The sequence below is a fragment of the Nonomuraea soli genome, assembly GCF_013761175.1.
Lineage (GTDB): Bacteria > Actinomycetota > Actinomycetes > Streptosporangiales > Streptosporangiaceae > Nonomuraea > Nonomuraea soli.
The window spans coordinates 179,242-197,965 of sequence record NZ_JACDUR010000005.1 but is presented as its reverse complement, the minus strand read 5'-3'; the positions used below and the strand labels follow the sequence as shown (position 1 = coordinate 197,965).

Below are 18,724 nucleotides of genomic sequence, written 5' to 3'. Positions count from 1 at the left end.
CGGGCAAGGAACTTCCAGGGTCGATCTCCGATACTGCTCAGGCGGCGTTTTCGACACCGTTGAAGCATGAAGGGATTGCTGATCAGCGGATTCACGGCCATCGCCGCCGGAACGGGTTCCATGCTCACCTTGCACGCGGGAGCGGGGCTCGACCCGGTGCACAGCGTGATCAGTGAGTACGCCTTCCAGTCGATCGGCTGGCTGCTGCCGCTCTCCCTGACGTTGTTCGCCGTCGGCTCCGCGCTGATCGCCGGGGCATTGGCGCGGGCCGGGGCGGACCGGCGCGTGGTGTTGCTGATGGTGGCGTGGGGCGTCTCGATGTTCCTGATCGGAGCCTTTCCGACCGATCGGCCGGGTGTGCCGCTGTCGTTGTCGGGCGGCATCCACCGTTACGCGGCGTTCGTGGCCTTCCTGGTGATGCCCGTGGCGGGCCTGCTGCTCGCCAGGGCCAGGACCCGCTACGCGGGGGCGTTGCGGGCCCTGAGCGGTGTGGCGCTGGCCGCGCTCCTGGCCGTGGTCGTGCCGTACGTGATCAGGATGTTCGGCATCGACCTCACCAACGACGACATCCCCGCGGGGGTCACGCAGCGCGTGGTCGTGGTGACCGAGGTGGCCGTGCTCGCCCTGGCCGGGTTGTCGCTGCTGCGTCAGCGCTCCCAGGGAGCGGTGTCGCCGATCTTGGCGTAGTACTTGGCCAGGTGCGACTTGACCCGATCGACGTCGCCCTTGGGAATGTCGACCCCGCCGCGGGCGCCCTGCATGACGCCGCCCGCGGCCATGACGGCTCTGGGCACCACCTTGAGTTCGCCGTTGACGATGTCGGCGATGGGCAGCTTGTAGGAGCCCCATTCGTCGGCCTCGTCGGCGTTGTACCAGACGTGCGCCTCGCGGTAGCGGGCGTTCGGCCCGTCCTCGGCCCCCGCCCACTTGCGGACACGCTTGTCGGCCGCTTCGGCGTCCCACTCGCGGTCGCGATCGGCCATGGGCAGATCTTGGAATCGGGTAACAGTCATTCCATGCCCCTACCCGGGTAGGTGGGCACTATGAGCATTCTGATTGCCTATGACGGTTCCGACGACTCCAAGGCCGCGATCGCCTTCACCGGTGCGCTGCTCAAGGGGCAGTCGGCCGTGGTTCTTACGGTCTGGGAGCGGTTGTCCACCGTCTCGATGCGCACCACGATCGGCATGATGCCGGTCGCCGACACCTCCGCCGAGGACGAGGCGCTGCGGCAGGCCATGAAGGAGCTGGCCGAGCAGGGCGCCGAGCTGGCCAGGCAGGCCGGTCTCGATGCCACCCCCCGATACGAGGGCGACTCGCTGGCGGTCTGGTCGGCGATTGTCGACGTGGCCGACGAGATCGACGCGACCATGATCGTGACCGGTACCCGTGGCCTGGGCGGGGTGCGCTCGCTCCTGCTGGGCAGCACCTCCGACCGGGTGCTGCACCACGCCAAGCGCCCGGTGCTGGTGGTGCCCTCGCCCGATACGGGCAGCTGACCCCCGCCGTTCATCTTCCTCCGCCACAATCGCCCCCATGTCTGACGCCCTGGCCCGCCGGCTGAACACCTCCGACGCGGTGACGGTCGGCCTGTCCGCGATGATCGGGGCCGGCGTCTTCGCCGCGTTCGCTCCGGCGGCGGGCGCGGCCGGCTCCTGGATGCCGGCAGCGCTGGCCCTGGCGGCGGTGGTGGCCTACTGCAACGCCACCTCCTCTGCCAGGCTGGCCGCGCTCTACCCGGCCTCCGGCGGAACCTACGTGTACGGCAGGAAGCGGCTGGGCGACTTCTGGGGCTACCTGGCCGGGTGGGGGTTCGTGGTGGGCAAGACCGCCTCCTGCGCGGCCATGGCCCTGACCTTCGGCGCCTACGTCGCGCCCGCACTGGCCCGGCCGCTGGCGGTGGGCGCGGTGGTCGCCCTGACGGTGCTGAACCTGTTCGGCATCGAGCGGTCGGCGCGGGTCGCGCGGGTCCTGGTCGCCTTCGTGCTGGCCGTCCTGGCCTGCGTCGTCACCGCCGCCTTCCTCGGAGCGCCGGCCGTGACGGACGCGCGGCCGGTCCCGGGCCCCGGGTTCGCCGGTGTCCTCCAGGGCGCGGGCCTGCTGTTCTTCGCCTTCGCCGGATACGCCCGCATCGCCACCCTCGGCGAGGAGGTGCGCGAGCCGCAGGCGATCCCGCGCGCGATCAACATCTCGCTGGCCGTCACCCTGACCGTCTACGCCCTCGTGGCGGCCGCCGCCCTGACGACGCTCGGCCCGGTCGTGCTCGCCGGCTCCGCGATGCCGCTGGCCGACGTCGCCCGCGCGGCCCAGGCCGGATGGCTCGTGCCCGTCGTGGTCGCCGCCGCCGCCGTGGCCTCGCTGGGCGCGCTGCTCGCCCTCATCCTCGGCGTCTCGCGCACCGTCCTGGCCATGGCGCGCGAGCGCGACCTGCCGTCCGTCCTGGCCGCGGTCCATCCGGTACGGCAGGTGCCGTACCGGGCGGAGCTGGCGGTGGGGGCCACGGTGATCGTGCTCACCCTCGTCGCCGACCTGCGTGGCGCGATCGGGTTCTCCTCCTTCGGCGTGCTGGTCTACTACGCGGTCGCCGACGCCGCGGCCTTCACGATGAGCCGCGAGGAGGGCGGGCCGGTCAAGCTCGTGCCCGCCGCCGGATTCGTGCTCTGCCTGGTCCTGGCGGCCACCCTGCCGTGGCAGTCGGTGGTGGCCGGGCTCGTGGTCTTCGCCGTCGGCATCGTGCTGCGTATGATGGGTTCGTCCCTTCGACGATGGTCCTGACGCACCGCGAAGCGTCACCTCGCATGAAGACTTCCGCGGAAGGAATCCGCCCCCGCCGATGAGCGGGATCACGGTCCGCACCCACCGAGAACTCCGCTCCGCCCGGCGCCGCCGCCCGCCTCGCTGCCTGGGCCACCTGATCGCCGCCCCGCTGTGGCCGATGCACGGCGTCAACCTGGGCACGCTCCTGCGTACCTGCGACGCCGTCGGCGCGTGCCTGGCCGTACCCCGCCTGCCCTGGGTGCCCGAGGCGCTGGCCAAGGGCAACACCCTGCGCGCGGGCGCCTGCGTGCACTGGGTACGGCCGCTGCGCTGGCTGGCCGAGTGCCGCGCCTCTGGCCATCGGGTGCTGGGCGTGGAGCTGGCCGAGGAGTCGGTACGGCTGGCCGACCTGCCCATGGCCAGGCAGCCGACCGTCGTCGTGCTCGGCCACGAGGCGCAGGGCATCCCGCCCGAGGCGCTCGACCTGCTCGACGGCGTCGTCGAGATCCCCATGATCGGCACGGCGGCCAGCCTCAACGTGGCCGTCGCGGGATCGCTGGTTCTCTACAAGCTCGCGGGGTTCAGTTGAGCGGCCCGGCACGCTAAAGTCCCGCCATGATCATGAGGGCGATGGACTGGGTGGCCCGCCGCCTGATAGGGGCCGGGTGGACCCGTCGGGTGGCCGAGCTCACCAGCACGGGAGCGCGCAGCGGGCTGCCGCGCTCCACGGTGCTCGCCGTCCACGAGGAGCCGGGCGGCAGCCTGCTCGTCGTGGGCAGCAACTTCGGCAAGGACAGGCACCCGGACTGGAGCGCGAACCTGCTAAAGAACCCCGGGGCTCAGGTGCGCTTCGCGGGCGACCGCTTCCCGGTGGCCGCCGAGCTGCTCTCCGGCGAGGAGCGGGCGGCCGTCTGGCCGGCGCTCAAGGCGGGCAACAAGGTCTACGAGAAGTACGAGCCCCAGGTGGAGCGCGAGATGCGAGTCTTTCGCCTGACTCGCGCTAGCATGGAGGCATGACGACGTATCAGGTGATGATGGCCCCGTAGGGGGCTTCCACTGACGCGTCTTCGACGACGAGGCCCTGCGAACCGGGGCCTCTCATCGTGCCGGGGCCCCACTGGGAGGCACCCGATGTACATCACCACGACGATCCCCTACGTCAACGCCCGGCCCCATCTGGGCTTCGCGCTGGAGATCGTGCAGGCCGACGTGCTCGCACGACATCACCGGGCGCGCGGCGAGCAGGTCAGGTTCCAGACCGGCACCGACGACAACTCGCTGAAGAACGTGCTGGCGGCCGAGGCCGCGGGAGTGCCGGTGCGCGAGCTGGTGGACCGCAACGCCGCGGCCTTCGCCGAGCTGCGATCCGTCCTCGACCTGTCGTTCGACTCCTTCATCAGGACGAGCGCCGACCCCCGGCACCGCGAGGGTATGGAGCGCCTGTGGGCGGCGACCGGGCACGATCTCTACCAGAAGCACTACGAGGGCCTGTACTGCGTCGGGTGCGAGCAGTTCTACCCCGAAGGCACGTGCGCCGAGCACAGCGCGCCGCTGCAGCACGTGTCGGAGCACAACTGGTTCTTCCGGCTCTCGCGCTACCAGGATCAGCTCATCGAGCTGATCGAGAGCGGCGGGCTGCGGATCGAGCCGGTCGCCAGGCGCAACGAGGTGCTGTCGTTCCTGCGAGGCGGGATCGAGGACATCTCGATCTCCCGTTCCGCCGAACGGGCGCGCGGCTGGGGCATCCCGGTGCCCGGCGATCCCGGTCAGGTCGTCTACGTGTGGTGGGACGCCCTGGCCAACTACGTGACCGCGCTGGAGGACTACGAGCGCTGGTGGGTGCGCGAGCCGCGCAAGACGCACCTGCTCGGCAAGGGCGTCATCCGCTTCCACGCGGTCTACTGGCCGGCCATGCTGCTGTCGGCGGGGCTGCCGCTGCCCACGGAGATCTTCGTCCACGACTACCTGACCTTCGGCGGCAGGAAGATCAGCAAGTCCGGCGACTTCACCGCCGACCCCGCCGAGGTGGTCGGCCGCTACGGCGCCGACGCGCTGCGCTGGTGGCTGCTGCGCGAGGTGCCGAGGGTGGGTGACGTCGACTTCACGGAGGAGCGGCTCGTCGCCCGGCACGACATCGACCTGGCCAACGGGCTCGGCAACCTCGTCAACCGGGTGCTCACGCTGATCAAGAGGTACGGCTTCGCCGAGGAGGCCGCGCCGCTGGAGTCGTGCCTGGTCGTGGGGGAGCGGGTGCACGCCGCCCTGGAGGACTTCGACTTCCGCCAGGCGGCCGCCGCCGTGTGGGCGATCGTGGACGAGGCCAACGCCTTCATCGAGCGCGAGCAGCCGTGGAAGCTCTCCGATCCCACGGCCTGCCTGGGCACGCTGCTGCACGCCCTGCGCACGCTTGCCGTACAGCTGGAGCCGTTCCTGCCCCGTGCGGCGGCGCGGGTGGCGGCCCAGCTGGAGGTGCTGACGCCCGAGCCCCTCTTCCCTCGCCTGGGACGGTGACGTACGGTGTGGCACACCGACCAGCCGGTATGGAGGACTCGCCATGCCTTTCGTCAACTCCGTCCGCGGACCCGTCGACGTCGACTCGCTCGGGCAGACGCTCATGCACGAGCACGTCTTCGTGGTGGCCACCGAGCATCTCGACAACTACGGCCAGGGCTCCTGGTGGGATGAGGAGTTCCGGGTCGCCGACGCCGTCACCAAGCTGAGGGGCCTCGTCGCCAAGGGGGTCACCACGATCGCCGACCCCACGGTGTGGGGGCTCGGGCGCTACATCCCGCGTATCCAGCGCATCAACGAGCAGGTGCCCGAGCTCACCATCATCCCGGCGACGGGGCTCTACAGCTATGACGAGATCCCGCACCAGTACGAGCACCGGGGGCCGGGGCTGCTGTTCGACATCCCCGACCCGATGGTCGACGACTTCGTGCGCGACCTGACCGTGGGCATCGCCGACACCGGGGTCAAGGCCGCCTTCATCAAGTGCGTGGTGGAGCAGAAGGGGCTCACGCCCGGCGTCGAGCGCATCTGCCGGGCGGCCGCCCAGGCGCACGTGCGCACCGGCGCGCCGATCACCGTGCACACCAACTCCTTCACCCAGAGCGGGCTGCTCGCCCTCGACCTGTTCGCCAAGGAGGGCGTCGACCTGACCAAGGTGGTGGTGGGACACGCCGGTGACAGCAACGATCTCGACTATCTGATGAAGCTGGCCGACCAGGGGGCGATCCTGGGCATGGACCGGTTCGGGCTCGACCTGTACAACCCCACCTCGCAGCGGGTGGAGACCGTCGCGGCCCTTTGCGCCCGCGGGTACTCGGACCGTATGGTGCTAAGTCATGACAGCGCCTGTTTCATGGATTACTTCGGCGGCTCCTGGGACGAAGCACTCCAGACAGCGGCACCGAACTGGCGCTACGATCACATTCACGACGACGTCTTGCCTGCTCTGCGTGTCGCGGGCGTGAGCGATGGGCAGATAGAGCAGATGCTGGTGCACACCCCGCGGAACTATTTCTCCTAAACCCTGGAGGAGAGTCGGTGAATTCGGAGCAACAAGCTCTGTCGATCAGCCTTGGCCTGCAAGGGCCGAGCGTCATCGCCAGGCTCTCCGGAGACTTCGACTTCGCCTCCGCCGCCGAGGTGCGCGAACGGGTCACCAAGGCCCTCGACCTCACCCAGCCGCCGCTGCTCGTCATCGACCTGCAGGCGGTCGACGTCTGCGACAGCTCCGGCCTGTCGGTCCTGGTCTACCTCCACAAGGCGGTGACCGCCTCCGGCGGCCGGCTGTTGCTCACGGGCCTGCACGGGCGGGTCAAGCACCTGTTCGAGCTGACCGCGCTCGACAAGTTCTTCGACCTCAGGCCGACCGCCGAGCTGGCCATCGCGGAACTTGGCGAATCGGGGCATTCGCCGCCCTTTGCGGGGTAGTCGGCGATGCATGTCGGACTCGCTGGGCGCCTATCTGGCGGAGATTGGCCGCACCCGTCTGCTCACCGCCGATGAGGAGGTCGAGCTGGCCCGGCGCATCGAGGCCGGGCTCTACGCCACGCACCTGATCGAAGGCGGCCCGCCCGATCCGTCGCTGGAGGCCATCAGGCTCGACGGGCTGCGCGCCCGCGAGCGGCTGATCCGCTCCAACCTCCGGCTCGTCGTCTCGGCGGCCAAACGCTTCGCCAACCGCGGTCTGCCGCTGCTCGACGTCATCCAGGAGGGCAACCTCGGGCTGATCCGCGCCGTCGAGAAGTTCGACTACGCGCGCGGCTACAAGTTCTCCACCTACGCCATGTGGTGGATCCGCCAGGCGATCGAGCGCGGGCTCAACGACAAATCCAGAACGGTTCGCCTGCCCGTGCACGTGGGGGAGGAGCTGACCCGGCTGCTGCGCGCCGAGCGCAGGCTGCTGGTGGACCTCGGCCGCGAGCCGAGACCGGAGGAACTGGCCGAGGCGGTGGGGCGTACGGCGGAGCAGATCGCCGAGCTGCGGCGCTTCGGCCAGGACACCGTCAGCCTCGACATCGCGGTGGGCGCCGACGGCGAGGGCAGCATCGGCGACCTCATCGTCGAGGAGGACGGGCTGCACGTGCAGGACTTCATGGAGCAGCGGGTGCTCGGCGACTCCATCCGCGGCTGGGTCGAGCGCCTGCCGTACCGGGAGGCCTACATCGTCAACGCCCGCTACGGCCTGGCGGGCCGGCCGGTCCAGACCTACCGCGAGATCGGCGAACATCTGGGGCTGACCCGCGAACGGATCAGGCAACTGGAGAAGCAGGCGTTGAAGCGGTTACGCGAGCGCCGGGATTTGCTCGCCTGGGCGTCATAACCGGTTGACTTCGGCCCGGCCGTGGAGGTCAATCGAGGGTGGGGGCCACACATATCTGGGGGCAATGTCGCATGAACCGACGTCTCGCCGGCGTCCTCGTCGCGCTCAGCGCGGCGACCTCGTTAGGGCTGGCAGGCCAGCCGTCATCCGCAACCGTTTCCGAGAGCGCCGAGGTGTCGGCGCCCAAGCACCTTCGCCAGAAGATCTACATCGGCCGGTGCAAGGACACCTGCAAGATCAGGGTCCGCGTCACCAACATCTCCCGCACGAACCTCTACCGGGCCAGGCTCACCGTCACGCTGCGGGTCAACGGCCACAAGATGGGGACCTGCCGCGACCACATCGGCGACATCCGGGCGCGCCGCGTGAAGTGGGGCGGGTGCACGATCCGCACGGACAAGCTCGACGGCTACTGGGACCGCTGGGAATACGGGGACCTCAGCCGTTGGTACACCGACGTGCGTACGGTGGTGAGCTACACCTACTACAGCTGACAGGCCATCGATGATGGGCGGCTCTCCTCGCGGGGGCCGCCCATTCGACGATCAGGCAGTGATCATCAGTGCCAGGCCGATGAGGACCACCACGGGAAGCAGCCAGACCACGGCCTCGGCGGCGAATTCCTTGTACATCGTCGAATACTCCCTCAGGGCGCACGGGTGTCAGAGTGCAGCATAGTGCGTGCCGGACGATGCTTATATATGATGAGCCTTTGACAAAATGGGGGTTCCGTGGCCATGGATGGGGCTGGAGCGGACGTCAGCAAGCTCCGCGAGCACAACTCTCTCAGCATCGTCAGGGCGATGCGCGGACAGCCTCCCGCCACCGTCACCGAACTCGCCGGCCGTACGGGCCTGTCGCGGCCCGGCACCGACGTCGTCGTGCGCGGCCTGGTCACCGACGGGTGGGTCAAGGTCGTCGAGCCCGACGGCAGCACCGTGGGGCGCCCGGCCCGCCGCTACCGCTTCAACGCCGACGCGGGCCACGTACTCGGCGTCGACGTCGGCGCGCACAAGATCCTCGTCCTGCTCGCCGACCTCGAGGGCGAGGTCGTCCGCAGCCACCGGGTGCCCGTCGAGCCCGAGGCCGACCCGGCCGTACGGCTCGCCGCCGTCGACACCGCGATCACCGAGTGCCTCGACGCGGCGGGCATGCGCCACGACCGGATCTGGGCCGTGACCGTCGGCGTGACGGGACCGGTCGACGCCACCGGGCGCACCACCCTGTTCACCCCGCTACCCGGCTGGGCGAGCGTGTCGCCCGCCGACCACCTGTCGACCAGGTTCTCCTGCCCGATCCTCGTCGAGAACGACTGCAAGCTCGGCGCCGTCGCCGAACGCTGGAAAGGCGTGGCCCAGGACGCCGACGACATCGTCTACGTGCTGGCCGGCATGCGGATCGGCGCCGGGCTCATCCTCGACGGCACGCTGCGCCGAGGGTACGGCGGGGCCGCGGGCGAGATCGGCGCCCTGAAGGCGGTCCGGTGGCTGAGCGCGCCCTCCCACCTGGACAACTGCCCGGGCATGCCCCCCGAGGTGCACCCCGACGACCGGGCGGCCTGGGTGTTCGATCAGGTCCGCGCCGGTGACCGCGAGGCCAGGGCCGCGTTGCGCCGGTACGTCAAGGACCTCGCGATCGGCGCCGCGGCGCTGGTCCTGGCCCTCGACCCGCAGGTCGTCGTCCTCGGCGGCGGATGGTCGCGCTCGGCCGACCTCATCGTCGACCCGCTCGCACACGAGCTCGACCGGCTGTGCCTGCGCGTGCCGGAGATCAGGGCCTCGACCTTAGGAGCCGACAGCGTCGCCCTGGGAGCGTTGAGAGTGGCGCTCGACCAGGTCGACTCCGTGCTGTTCACCGACGGCATGCCGGCGCCGCTGACTTCCGGCGCCTAGAGGTCGCCCAGCACCCGGGCTGCGCGCGGCGCTTCCGAACGAGGCGGCGCACGGCGATGAGTTTCACCCCGCCCGCCGGTCTGTCCCTCCGACCGGCGCTCCACAGCACTCCAGGAGATCAGCATGACCGCGACCTACACCTTCGACGTCTTCTCCACCCTCGACGGCTACGGCTCGTACACCAGCGACGGTGACTGGGGCGGCTACTGGGGCAAGCAGGGCCCGGAGTTCCTCGCCCGCCGCCTGGCCCTGTACAGCGAGAAGCAGCGGCTCGTGCTCGGCGCCAACACCTTCCGGCAGTTCGTCGAGGTACTGGGGCCCAGCGACGAGGAGTCGCAGGTCAACGACCCGGTGAACACCCGGCTCAGGAACCTGCCGACCACCGTCGTGTCGACGACCCTCCAAGCCCCCCTCACCTGGCCCGACAGCACCCTCGCCAGCAGCGACGCCGTCGACGTCGTGGCCCGGCTCAAGCAGGAGTCCGCGGTGCCGTTGCGCTCCCATGGCAGCCTGGCGATGAACCGGGCACTGATGGCCGCCGGGCTGGTCGACAGGGTCCAGGTGACGGTCTTTCCGGTCATCAGTGGTCGAACGGGGGCGGATCCCATCTTCCGGGGGGCGGTGGACTTCGACCTGGAGCTGATCGAGAGCCGGACGCTCGACGGGCACATCCAGGAACTCACCTACCGGCCCACCCTGCACGCCTGAGCCCTCGCCGTAGAGCCCGCGCCGCGCTGCCCGCCGTTCTTCCGGCGCTCGCCGTACGTGCCGTGCTTGTCGTACGGCGGGCGGCGGAGGCCGGTGGGCGACCGCCTCCTTGTCCACGAGCCCTGCTGCTCGTGGCGGCATGCGGTGCGCCATCCCACCGTCCCGGGTCGCTGGGCGCGTATGGCTCTGCCCTTGGTCGTGGATGAGCCCACCGCGTCGCCCGCCGGTCCTGGGTGAGCTCGCCGGATCGCCCACCGGTCATCGGTGAGCCGGTCACATCGCCCTCCGATGGCTCGTCGCCCTCCCACCGCTCGTCGCCCTCGGGACGGCGGGGCGGGCATCGGTCGCCCCCGGTCGGTGGAGCCGGCGCGAGCCGATACATCTCACCCCGTCCTCCCCGAACCGCGTCACGCTAAGATCGCGACCCATGCCCGCGGACACCTTATGGCGACTTTTCAGGATCGCATCAGTAGGTCTGGCCCTCGCCGCGACCGTCGCGGGCCTGGCGCTCGGCGACGCCTGGCTCTGGGTAGCCGTCGAATGGGCGCCACCAGCCCACGCAAGCTTCTTCGCCCAGAACGGATTCGACACCCTCACCACCGCGGCCCTCCTCGCAGCCGCCCTGGTGAAGGCCGCACTCCTGTGGCTGATCCTGCGTCCCCCTGCCCGAGGAGCCCTGAACCGCAGAACGAAGCTGCTGCGATGGCTGCTGTATCTCGCGGTGGCGTACGCCCTGGTGCTGTGGATCCCCATCGCACTGTTCCCAGACGCGGGCGACAGCGCCTTCAACCTCGTGCTGTGGGCCGCCATCTACGCCCTTTACCTGACCGTCATCCGCTGGCGGTCCCGCGTGCTGCGCGCCGCGGCCGGAGCGATGTTCGCGATCGGGCTGGCCGCCATGGCCAACGACCTGCTCGACGAACTCGACGTCCTGGAACTTCCCATGAGCGAGGCCCTCGCCACCGGCCTGACACTCTGCGCGCTGACAGCGATCATCCTCACCATCGTCGGCCAGCGGCGCGACGGCCGGTGGAGCCGGGGCACGCTCGTCTCCGGGTGGCTGTCGCTGAGCGTCTTCTTGCTGGTGATCCCGTACAACCTTCTCGCTGGCCTGCTCGGACACGCCAACCCCATGCCGGCGATCGTCATGGACGCGGTAGGACTCATCGGCACCCTCTGGCTCGCGGCGACCGCCCGTGAACTGTCGTCGATCGGCGGCCACCCGACCGACCCGCCACGCGCACCGCGGCGCGCTGTCCGCGTCACGGTGGCGGCCATAGTCATCCTGCCGATCATCGGACTGATCGAGCCGGAACAGTCCCCGCACCTCACCTTCACCGGCCGGTTCGCGGGCTGCTACAGCCGATCCTCCTTCGGAGACCTGAAACCCCACGAGCGGGAGGCCGAATTCCTGTGCCTCGCACGGCGTACCTTCGCCGGTGTCCCGCCCATGTTCCCGGACACGCTGTCGGACCAGCAGGTCCTCTCGTACGGCCGGGCGTTGTGCCGTGCGAAAGACCGCGATGAACAGAAGGCGATCCTGACGCGGGCCGGGAGCGAGCGTGCCGCCCAGGGCGCCGAGGCGTGGGACCTCGTCTACATCTGCCCGGAGATCATCGGCGCGACCCAGCCCGAACTGCTGCGATCGACCGCCGAATCGCAGGCAGCGGAGACCGACTACATCGCCGAGCAGAACGCCAGATGCCGTGACCCCTGGCCACGCACCAAGGGCGTCCGTCAGGCCACGGCGAACTACTTCCTGTTCGTCGACGGCGACCCCGGCTACCTGGTCCACGACCCCAACGACGAGACCACCGGCGGCTCGGACGAGGAGCTGATGGACAAGGTCTTCAAGGATCCTTCCGGCATCGGGGTGGACGGCAGCGGGGCGCTCATCGGGCACGTCGCTGACGTCAGCAATCTGTGCCTCACCGTGAAGGCCTTCCGCACCGCGCCACCAGCTCGTACCGCCGGATGGGACCAGGTCAACGAGGTGCCGATCCTCAGCCGCAGCGGGGACCTGACCGTGCCGTACATGGGTGAGGGCGGAGAGGTGGGCGCGGGCGCCCCGATGCCGAACCTGGCCATCGCCGGCAAGGGCCGCTACCGGCTCCGCGTCTACGTGCGGGTCGACGAGGCGGGCGAGGAGGAGCACCTGATTGTTGTCTTCCCTGGGGCGTCGCGGAAGAGGGTGACGTTGAAGGGCTGAGGGCGGGTGGTGGCGCACAGGGTGTCGTGGGTGAGTCTCCGGCTTTGTCGGGCGCGGCCTCACCTTGTCGAGGGTGGGGCGGCATTCTTAGCAGTCACCCTGTCGAGCAGGTGGGTTGCCTTCCCGTGCCTCACCCCATCGAGAGGGCCGCCTGTCTTCTCGGGCTGACCTTGTGGAGATGGCGGACGCCTTCGTGGGTTGCCTGCCGTCGGCAGATGAAGGGCGCGCCGTCGACCAGCACGAAGCCCCATGCCGAACAGACCGAAGGCGATGAGCGGCAGCGAGGGCCTGTAGTCCCTCCACGAAACCCTTCGACGCGTCTCGGCTCAGCCTGGGTGGTTCGATGAGCGGCGTTCCCTGGCGACCAATTTTCGAGGCGAGGCGGAGGACCATGGGGTGCGCGGGCGCAGCCCGCGCCTCGGGAAGACGTCCTCGCGGAGCGAGGGCCGCCAGGGGTCGCGGCTGTGGCGCGACTGGGAGACGGCCTGAACCGGGTTGCGCGAAGCGCCCGCGTGTGAAGACCTTGCGACGGGCGACGGGCGACGGGCGACGGGCGACGGGCGACGGGCGACGGGCGACGGGCGACGGGCGACGGGCGACGGGCGACGGGCGACGGGCGACGGGCTGGGCTCCAGCTTTGTGAGCTGGAGCCCAGTGGGGTGTCAGCGAGTGTCCGAGCCGCCGCCGAGGCCTGCCTTGCGGAGGGCTTCGGCCATGGCGCCGGAGGGGGCGGACCGGTCCTGGCGACGGTCGCCGCCCGAGCGCTGGCCGCCGCGACGGTCGTTGCCGCGATCGTTGCCGCGGTCGCCGGAACGGTCACCTGCGCGGTCACCGGAACGGTCACCTGCGCGGTCACCGGAACGGTCACCTGCGCGGTCACCGGAGCGGTCACCGCGCTGGCCGCGGTTGTCACGGTTGCCGCGCGCGCCGTCGCGGCCGGAGCCGCTGCCTGCGCCGCCGCTGCCTGCGCCCTGCCGTGCTGAGCCGTCACGCGAGCCTCCACGACCGGAGGCGTCTCCACCCGCGCCATCGCGGGCCGGGCGGGTGTCGGTGCTGCGGCCGTCCTGGGAGGCCGGGCGCGGGCCGCCTGGGCGGCCGCCGGACTGGCGCGGGCCCCGGCCGGAGCCGCCGCCCGCTGCGCCGCCCGAGGTCGGCTGCTCGGTCTCGTCCTCCAGGCGCATCGTGAGGGAGATGCGCTTGCGCGGGATGTCGACGTCGAGCACCTTCACGCGCACGATGTCGCCCGGCTTGGCCACGTCGCGCGGGTCCTTGACGAAGGTGCGGGACATGGCCGACACGTGGACGAGGCCGTCCTGGTGGACGCCGACGTCGACGAAGGCGCCGAAGGCGGCGACGTTGGTGACGACGCCTTCGAGGATCATCCCCGGCGCCAGGTCGGAGATCTTCTCGACGCCCTCCTTGAAGGTGGCGGTCTTGAAGGCGGGACGTGGGTCGCGGCCGGGCTTCTCGAGCTCGCCGAGGATGTCGGTGACGGTGGGCAGGCCGAAGGTGTCGTCGACGTAGTCGGCGGGCTTGAGCGAGCGCAGGGCGGCCGTGTTGCCGATCAGGGTCTTGAGGTCGGTGGCGGCCGACGTCAGGATGCGGCGGACGACCGGGTAGGCCTCGGGGTGGACGGCGGAGGAGTCGAGCGGGTCGTCGCCGCCCGGGATGCGCAGGAAGCCCGCGCACTGCTCGAAGGCCTTGGGGCCGAGGCGGGGGACGTCCTTGAGCGCGGTGCGGCTGCGGAAGGGACCGTTGCCGTCGCGGTGGGCGACGATGCTGGCCGCCAGGGTGGAGCCGATGCCGGAGACGCGGGTGAGCAGCGGCGCCGAGGCGGTGTTGACGTCGACGCCGACGGCGTTGACGGCGTCTTCGACGACGGCGTCGAGCGAGCGCGAGAGCTTGGTCTCCGACACGTCGTGCTGGTACTGGCCGACGCCGATCGACTTGGGGTCGATCTTGACGAGTTCGGCCAGGGGGTCCTGCAGGCGGCGGGCGATGGAGACGGCCCCGCGCAGGGAGACGTCGAGCTCGGGCAGCTCCTTGGAGGCGTACTCCGAGGCGGAGTAGACGGAGGCGCCCGCCTCGCTGACCACGATCTTGGTGATGCCGGGCATGTGCTTGACCAGCTCGGCGGCGAGCCTGTCGGTCTCGCGCGAGGCGGTGCCGTTGCCGATGGCGATCAGCTCGACGCCGTGGCGCTGGCACAGCGCCCCGAGGACGGCCAGCGACTGGTCCCACTGGCGCTTGGGCTCATGGGGGTAGATGGTGGCGGTCTCGACGACCTTGCCGGTCTTGTCGACCACGGCGACCTTGACGCCGGTGCGCAGGCCCGGGTCGAGACCCATGGTGGTGCGGGCACCGGCCGGGGCGGCGAGCAGGAGGTCCTTGAGGTTGGCGGCGAACACGCGCACGGCTTCGTCCTCGGCCGCCTGCCACAGGCGCGTGCGCAGGTCGATGCCCAGGTGCACGAGGATGCGGGTGCGCCAGGCCCAGCGCACGGTCTCGTTCAGCCACTTGTCGGCGGGCCGCCCCTGGTCGGAGACGCCGAAACGGGAGGCGATGCGGAGTTCGTACTCGTCGCCCTCCTCCGGCTCCAGCGCGACCGACAGGACGTCTTCCTTCTCGCCGCGGAAGATGGCCAGGATGCGGTGGGAGGGCAGCTTGGTGAACGGCTCGGCGAACTCGAAGTAGTCGCTGAACTTGGCGCCCGCCTCCTCCTTGCCCTCCTTGACGCGCGAGGACACCTGACCGTAGGACCACATGCGCTCGCGCAGCGACCCGATCAGGTCGGCGTCTTCCGCGAACCGCTCGATGAGGATCGCGCGGGCGCCCTCGAGGGCCGCGGCCGCGTCGGCAAGGCCTTCCACGACGTACGGCCCGGCGGTCGCGACGGGGTCGAGCGACGGATCGGCCAGCAGGGCGTCGGCCAGCGGCTCGAGGCCCAGCTCGCGGGCGATCTGAGCCTTGGTGCGGCGCTTGGGCTTGTAAGGAAGGTAGATGTCTTCCAGCCGCGCCTTGGTCTCCGCGGCCAGGATCTGCTCGCGCAGCTCGTCGGTCAGCTTGCCCTGCGACTCGATGGACTCGAGGATCGCCGCGCGGCGCTCCTCCATGTCGCGCAGGTAGCGCAGCCGCTCTTCCAGGGTGCGCAGCTGGGCGTCGTCGAGCGCGCCCGTCACCTCCTTACGGTAACGGGCGATGAACGGCACGGTCGAGCCGCCGTCGAGCAGGTCGACGGCCGCGCTCACCTGCCCCTCGCGCACGCCGAGCTCGTCCGCGATCCGCTGCTGGATAGAGAGCACCACTCCGCCTTTCGAAGGACTTCGAAGGACCCCCGACGGTCTCCCGACGGTCCTGCCCGGTCAATTGTGCAGGACCCCGCCGCCCTCCGAGACCAGGCTGTGGACAACCTTCCCGCTGATCATGACCAGTGTGCGCGGCGGACGGGTGACCACGGCCTCGGCCGCGCTGCTCACGGGCACGACCACGAGATCGGCGCGGCAGCCCACGGAAAGTCCGTAATCAGCCAGGCCCAGCACCTCGGCTCCGCCGTACGTGGCGGCCCGGAGCGCGAGCGCGATGTCCTCGTCGCGGCGGAAGGTGCTGCGGTAGGCCAGGTGCATCGCCCGCTCCAGCATGTCGCCGCTGCCGTACGGCCCCCACAGGTCGCGGATGCCGTCGTGGCCGCAGGCCACGACCACGCCCGCGTCGAGTACCCGCTTCAGCGGCGGGACGGGGAAGCTGTAGACGGCGGCCGTCGCCAGCGCCACCCCGGCGTCGGCGAGAACCGCGGCCAGGCGGTCCTGGTGGGCGTCGTCGACCTGGCCCAGCGCGTACGCGTGGCTGACCGTCACCCTGCCGCCCAGGCCGAGAGCGCGGGTGCGCTCGGCGATCAGCTCCAGTTCCCAGGCGCCCAGGGTGCCGCCGTCGTGCAGGTGGATGTCGAGGAAGGCGCCGTAGCGGTCCGCGAGAGCGAAGATCAGGTCGAGGTGGCGCACCGGGTCGCGGTCGATGCCCGCGGGATCCAGGCCGCCGATCGCCGCGACGCCGCTCTTCAGCGCCTCCTCCAAGAGGTCGAGCGTGCCCGGATTGGTCAGGACGCCGTGCTGCGGGAAGGCGACCTGCTGCACGGGCATGCCCACCTCGGCCGCCGCGGCACTGACCGCTTCGACGCCCCGCAGGCCGACCTCCGGGTCGATGTCGGTGTGCGACCTGACGTGCGCCGTGCCGTACGAGCGCATCGTGCGCAGGAGCGCGGCGATCCTGGCCTCGCTCGGCACGCCCAGCTCGGCGCGACGCGACAGGTCGTTGCCGATGCGGCCGGCCAGGGTGTCGTCAGCGGAATGCGGGATCCACGGGCCGCCGTACAGGGTCTTGTCGAGATGGCAGTGCGCCTCGACCAGGGCGGGCAGGACGAACTGGCCGGAGATGTCGATGACGGCCGGGTCGACGGGATCGGTGGCGATGCGGCCGTCGCGCACGAGAACATCGGCCGGTCCGTCGGCGCCCCAAGGGGTGCCGCCACGCAATAACACCTCTGTCATGAAAGCACCCTAATCCGATGGGGTGCCCAGGTGGCCGATCCTGGCGACGACGTGACCACGACGGCAGGCCCAGGTCGTGAACGGGGCAGAGGGGCCACACGGTGAAAGACGCCTCCATGACCGCCTCCTGTACGGCATCGGCGACATAGGTCGCAGCGTCGCCCGCGAAGGGGAGGCGGTCGTGGGAGAAGTGGTCGTCGACCTGCAGGCGGACGCCGTCGGGATCCCAGTCCGGTACGGCAAGCGCCACCTCGCCCGTCGCACCGGTGACACGCATGTCGTGCTCCACCCGGTCGATGGCCGCCCGCCACGCTCGGTAGGGGGCGGTCAGCTCCTCCGCTAGGCGGGACACGTCCTCGGGAGTCAGGTCGGCGGCCGGACGTTCGAGCAGCTCCCGGACGGCCGGAGTGTCGTGGTCCAGATCCGACAGGACGCAGGCGAGCTCGACGAGAGCGTCGCCCGTCACGGCGCCGGAGATCACCTGGGACGCCAGGTCGAGGTAAGCCGCCTTCATCCAGCGATCCTAGGCGGGGGTTCATACGATGCACGCATGAGATTCACGCTCGCCGCCCAAGGGCCCTACGACTTCGACGCCACGCTGCGGTTCGTCGAGGACTGGCCGGTCACCGGGGCGCTGGAGCACAGCGACGGGCGGGCGCTGCGGTTCGCGTACGCCGCCGAAGCCGACTGGCGGCCGGTCGGCGTGACGGTGACCGCGGCACCCGGCGGGGTCGAGGTAACCACCACGCGAGCCGTGCGGAGCGGGGAAGTGGCGCGGATCCTCTCGCTCGACGTGGACGGGAGCGGATTCGCGGCCGTGGGCGAGCAGGACCCGGTGCTGGGAGAGCTGCAGCGGCAACGGCCAGGGCTGCGGCCGCTGTGCTTCTGGAGCGCGTGGGAGGCGGCGTGCTGGGCGGTGATCGTGCAGCGGTCGTCGATGTACATCGCGGCGCGGATCAAGCAGAGGATCGCCGAGAAATACGGGGCCGAGGTGGAGGTGGACGGGCGGCCCTACTTCGCGTTCCCACCGCCCGCCGCGCTGGCGGACGCGGGAGGATTCGGACTGCCCGAACGGAAGGAGGAATGGGTGCGAGGGCTCGCCCGGGCGGCGCTGGACGGGGTTTTGACGGGGGAGTACCTGCGGTCGGTGGAGCCGGAGGAGGCGCTCGCGGAACTGCGGCGGCTGCCGGGGGTGGGCGGGTTTTCCGCGGGGCTGATACTCACCCGGGGAGCGGGGGCGCCGGACGCGTTCGTGGGGGAGGAGCCGCGGTTGTTCGGGGTGCTTCGGGGGGCTTATGGGATTCGGGAGGATGCGGGGGTGGGGGTTTATCGGGGGGTGATGGAAGGGTGGAGGCCTTATCGGAGTTGGGGGGCGTTTTTGTTTCGGGCGTTGGGTTACAGGCAGGGGGAGGTGGCGGCCAGGTAGAGGGAGCCGCCTTCGGCCCAGACGAGGGCGAGGGTGTAGTTGTCGGGGTGGGAGACGCCGGCGAGGTCGGGATGTCCTGCACGGCCGCTCGCTGTGATCACGTGGCCTTCGGCCAGCCAATGGGCCTTCACCTGGTCAGCGACGCGTTTGAGCTGATCGGTGGGGACACCTCGAAGCCAATAGGCACGGTTGACGGTGTAGCGCTCCGGAACACCGTCCGCGGAGAAGGCGCATGGGTTGGGCGTCACGGTGTAGGGGATGAGCTCGAGCTTCGGCGGAGGGCGAAGGGTGTCCGCTGTCTTGCGGATGAGCTCTTCGACACGGTTGACGGCTTCGGCCTGGGTCGTCATGGGATTC

At 70.5% G+C, this 18,724-nt stretch carries 18 protein-coding genes; 14 read left to right on the top strand and 4 right to left on the bottom strand.

What is annotated here, in order from left to right; all coding sequences use genetic code 11:
* Nucleotides 1–66 precede the first annotated feature (66 nt).
* A complete protein-coding gene (locus tag HNR30_RS24520; RefSeq protein WP_181612384.1) occupies nt 67–687 on the top strand; it encodes a DUF998 domain-containing protein in 621 nt (206 codons plus the stop codon).
* Here the strand turns inward: HNR30_RS24520 and HNR30_RS24515 are convergent.
* A complete protein-coding gene (locus HNR30_RS24515) occupies nt 648–983 on the bottom strand; it encodes a hypothetical protein (RefSeq protein WP_246379141.1) in 336 nt (111 codons plus the stop codon). The two genes, HNR30_RS24520 and HNR30_RS24515, sit on opposite strands and share 40 nt — an antisense overlap.
* Nucleotides 984–1,043: 60 nt before the next feature.
* Between HNR30_RS24515 and HNR30_RS24510 the strand changes: the two genes are divergently transcribed.
* The 12 genes from HNR30_RS24510 (at nt 1,044) to HNR30_RS24455 (ending at nt 12,397) form a co-directional block, all read left to right on the top strand.
* Nucleotides 1,044–1,499, top strand: coding sequence for a universal stress protein (locus HNR30_RS24510; RefSeq protein ID WP_181612382.1), 456 nt, complete (start codon nt 1,044–1,046; stop codon nt 1,497–1,499).
* Nucleotides 1,500–1,536: 37 nt separating this feature from the next.
* Nucleotides 1,537–2,775: an APC family permease gene (locus tag HNR30_RS24505; RefSeq protein WP_181612381.1), complete on the top strand. Its 1,239-nt coding sequence runs from the start codon at nt 1,537–1,539 to the stop codon at nt 2,773–2,775.
* Nucleotides 2,776–2,833: 58 nt separating this feature from the next.
* Complete coding sequence (locus HNR30_RS24500; RefSeq protein WP_181612380.1) at nt 2,834–3,346, top strand: TrmH family RNA methyltransferase; 513 nt, start codon at nt 2,834–2,836, stop codon at nt 3,344–3,346.
* 26 nt (nt 3,347–3,372) lie between these two features.
* A complete protein-coding gene (locus HNR30_RS24495; protein ID WP_181612379.1) occupies nt 3,373–3,774 on the top strand; it encodes a nitroreductase family deazaflavin-dependent oxidoreductase in 402 nt (133 codons plus the stop codon).
* A 114-nt stretch (nt 3,775–3,888) separates the two neighbouring features.
* Nucleotides 3,889–5,268: a methionine--tRNA ligase gene (locus tag HNR30_RS24490; protein ID WP_181612378.1), complete on the top strand. Its 1,380-nt coding sequence runs from the start codon at nt 3,889–3,891 to the stop codon at nt 5,266–5,268.
* 43 nt (nt 5,269–5,311) lie between these two features.
* Complete coding sequence (locus HNR30_RS24485) at nt 5,312–6,289, top strand: phosphotriesterase family protein (RefSeq protein ID WP_181612377.1); 978 nt, start codon at nt 5,312–5,314, stop codon at nt 6,287–6,289.
* A 17-nt stretch (nt 6,290–6,306) separates the two neighbouring features.
* Nucleotides 6,307–6,696, top strand: a complete 390-nt coding sequence (locus HNR30_RS24480; RefSeq protein ID WP_181612376.1) for an STAS domain-containing protein — start codon at nt 6,307–6,309, stop codon at nt 6,694–6,696.
* A 10-nt stretch (nt 6,697–6,706) separates the two neighbouring features.
* On the top strand, nt 6,707–7,588 hold the full coding sequence (locus HNR30_RS24475) for a sigma-70 family RNA polymerase sigma factor (RefSeq protein ID WP_181613025.1): 882 nt from the start codon (nt 6,707–6,709) through the stop codon (nt 7,586–7,588).
* A gap of 71 nt (nt 7,589–7,659) precedes the next feature.
* Nucleotides 7,660–8,082 carry a hypothetical protein gene (locus HNR30_RS24470; protein ID WP_181612375.1) on the top strand — a complete coding sequence of 141 codons (423 nt, stop codon included), beginning with the start codon at nt 7,660–7,662 and terminating at the stop codon, nt 8,080–8,082.
* 243 nt (nt 8,083–8,325) lie between these two features.
* A complete protein-coding gene (locus HNR30_RS24465) occupies nt 8,326–9,480 on the top strand; it encodes an ROK family transcriptional regulator (protein WP_181612374.1) in 1,155 nt (384 codons plus the stop codon).
* A 123-nt stretch (nt 9,481–9,603) separates the two neighbouring features.
* Nucleotides 9,604–10,188 (top strand): dihydrofolate reductase family protein, encoded by a 585-nt coding sequence (locus HNR30_RS24460; RefSeq protein WP_181612373.1) that lies wholly within the window; start codon nt 9,604–9,606, stop codon nt 10,186–10,188.
* Between the two features lie 427 nt (nt 10,189–10,615).
* Nucleotides 10,616–12,397, top strand: a complete 1,782-nt coding sequence (locus HNR30_RS24455) for a hypothetical protein (protein WP_181612372.1) — start codon at nt 10,616–10,618, stop codon at nt 12,395–12,397.
* Between the two features lie 662 nt (nt 12,398–13,059).
* Here the strand turns inward: HNR30_RS24455 and HNR30_RS24450 are convergent.
* A complete protein-coding gene (locus HNR30_RS24450; RefSeq protein WP_181612371.1) occupies nt 13,060–15,702 on the bottom strand; it encodes a Tex-like N-terminal domain-containing protein in 2,643 nt (880 codons plus the stop codon).
* Between the two features lie 57 nt (nt 15,703–15,759).
* Nucleotides 15,760–16,941 (bottom strand): amidohydrolase, encoded by a 1,182-nt coding sequence (locus HNR30_RS24445; RefSeq protein ID WP_181612370.1) that lies wholly within the window; start codon nt 16,939–16,941, stop codon nt 15,760–15,762.
* A gap of 550 nt (nt 16,942–17,491) precedes the next feature.
* Here HNR30_RS24445 and HNR30_RS24440 point away from each other — a divergent pair.
* Entirely contained in the window at nt 17,492–18,367 is an 876-nt protein-coding gene (locus HNR30_RS24440; protein ID WP_181612369.1) for a DNA-3-methyladenine glycosylase family protein, read from the top strand.
* Here HNR30_RS24440 and HNR30_RS24435 read toward each other — a convergent pair.
* Nucleotides 18,337–18,717: a hypothetical protein gene (locus HNR30_RS24435; protein WP_181612368.1), complete on the bottom strand. Its 381-nt coding sequence runs from the start codon at nt 18,715–18,717 to the stop codon at nt 18,337–18,339. The genes HNR30_RS24440 and HNR30_RS24435 overlap by 31 nt on opposite strands.
* Nucleotides 18,718–18,724: the final 7 nt, after the last annotated feature.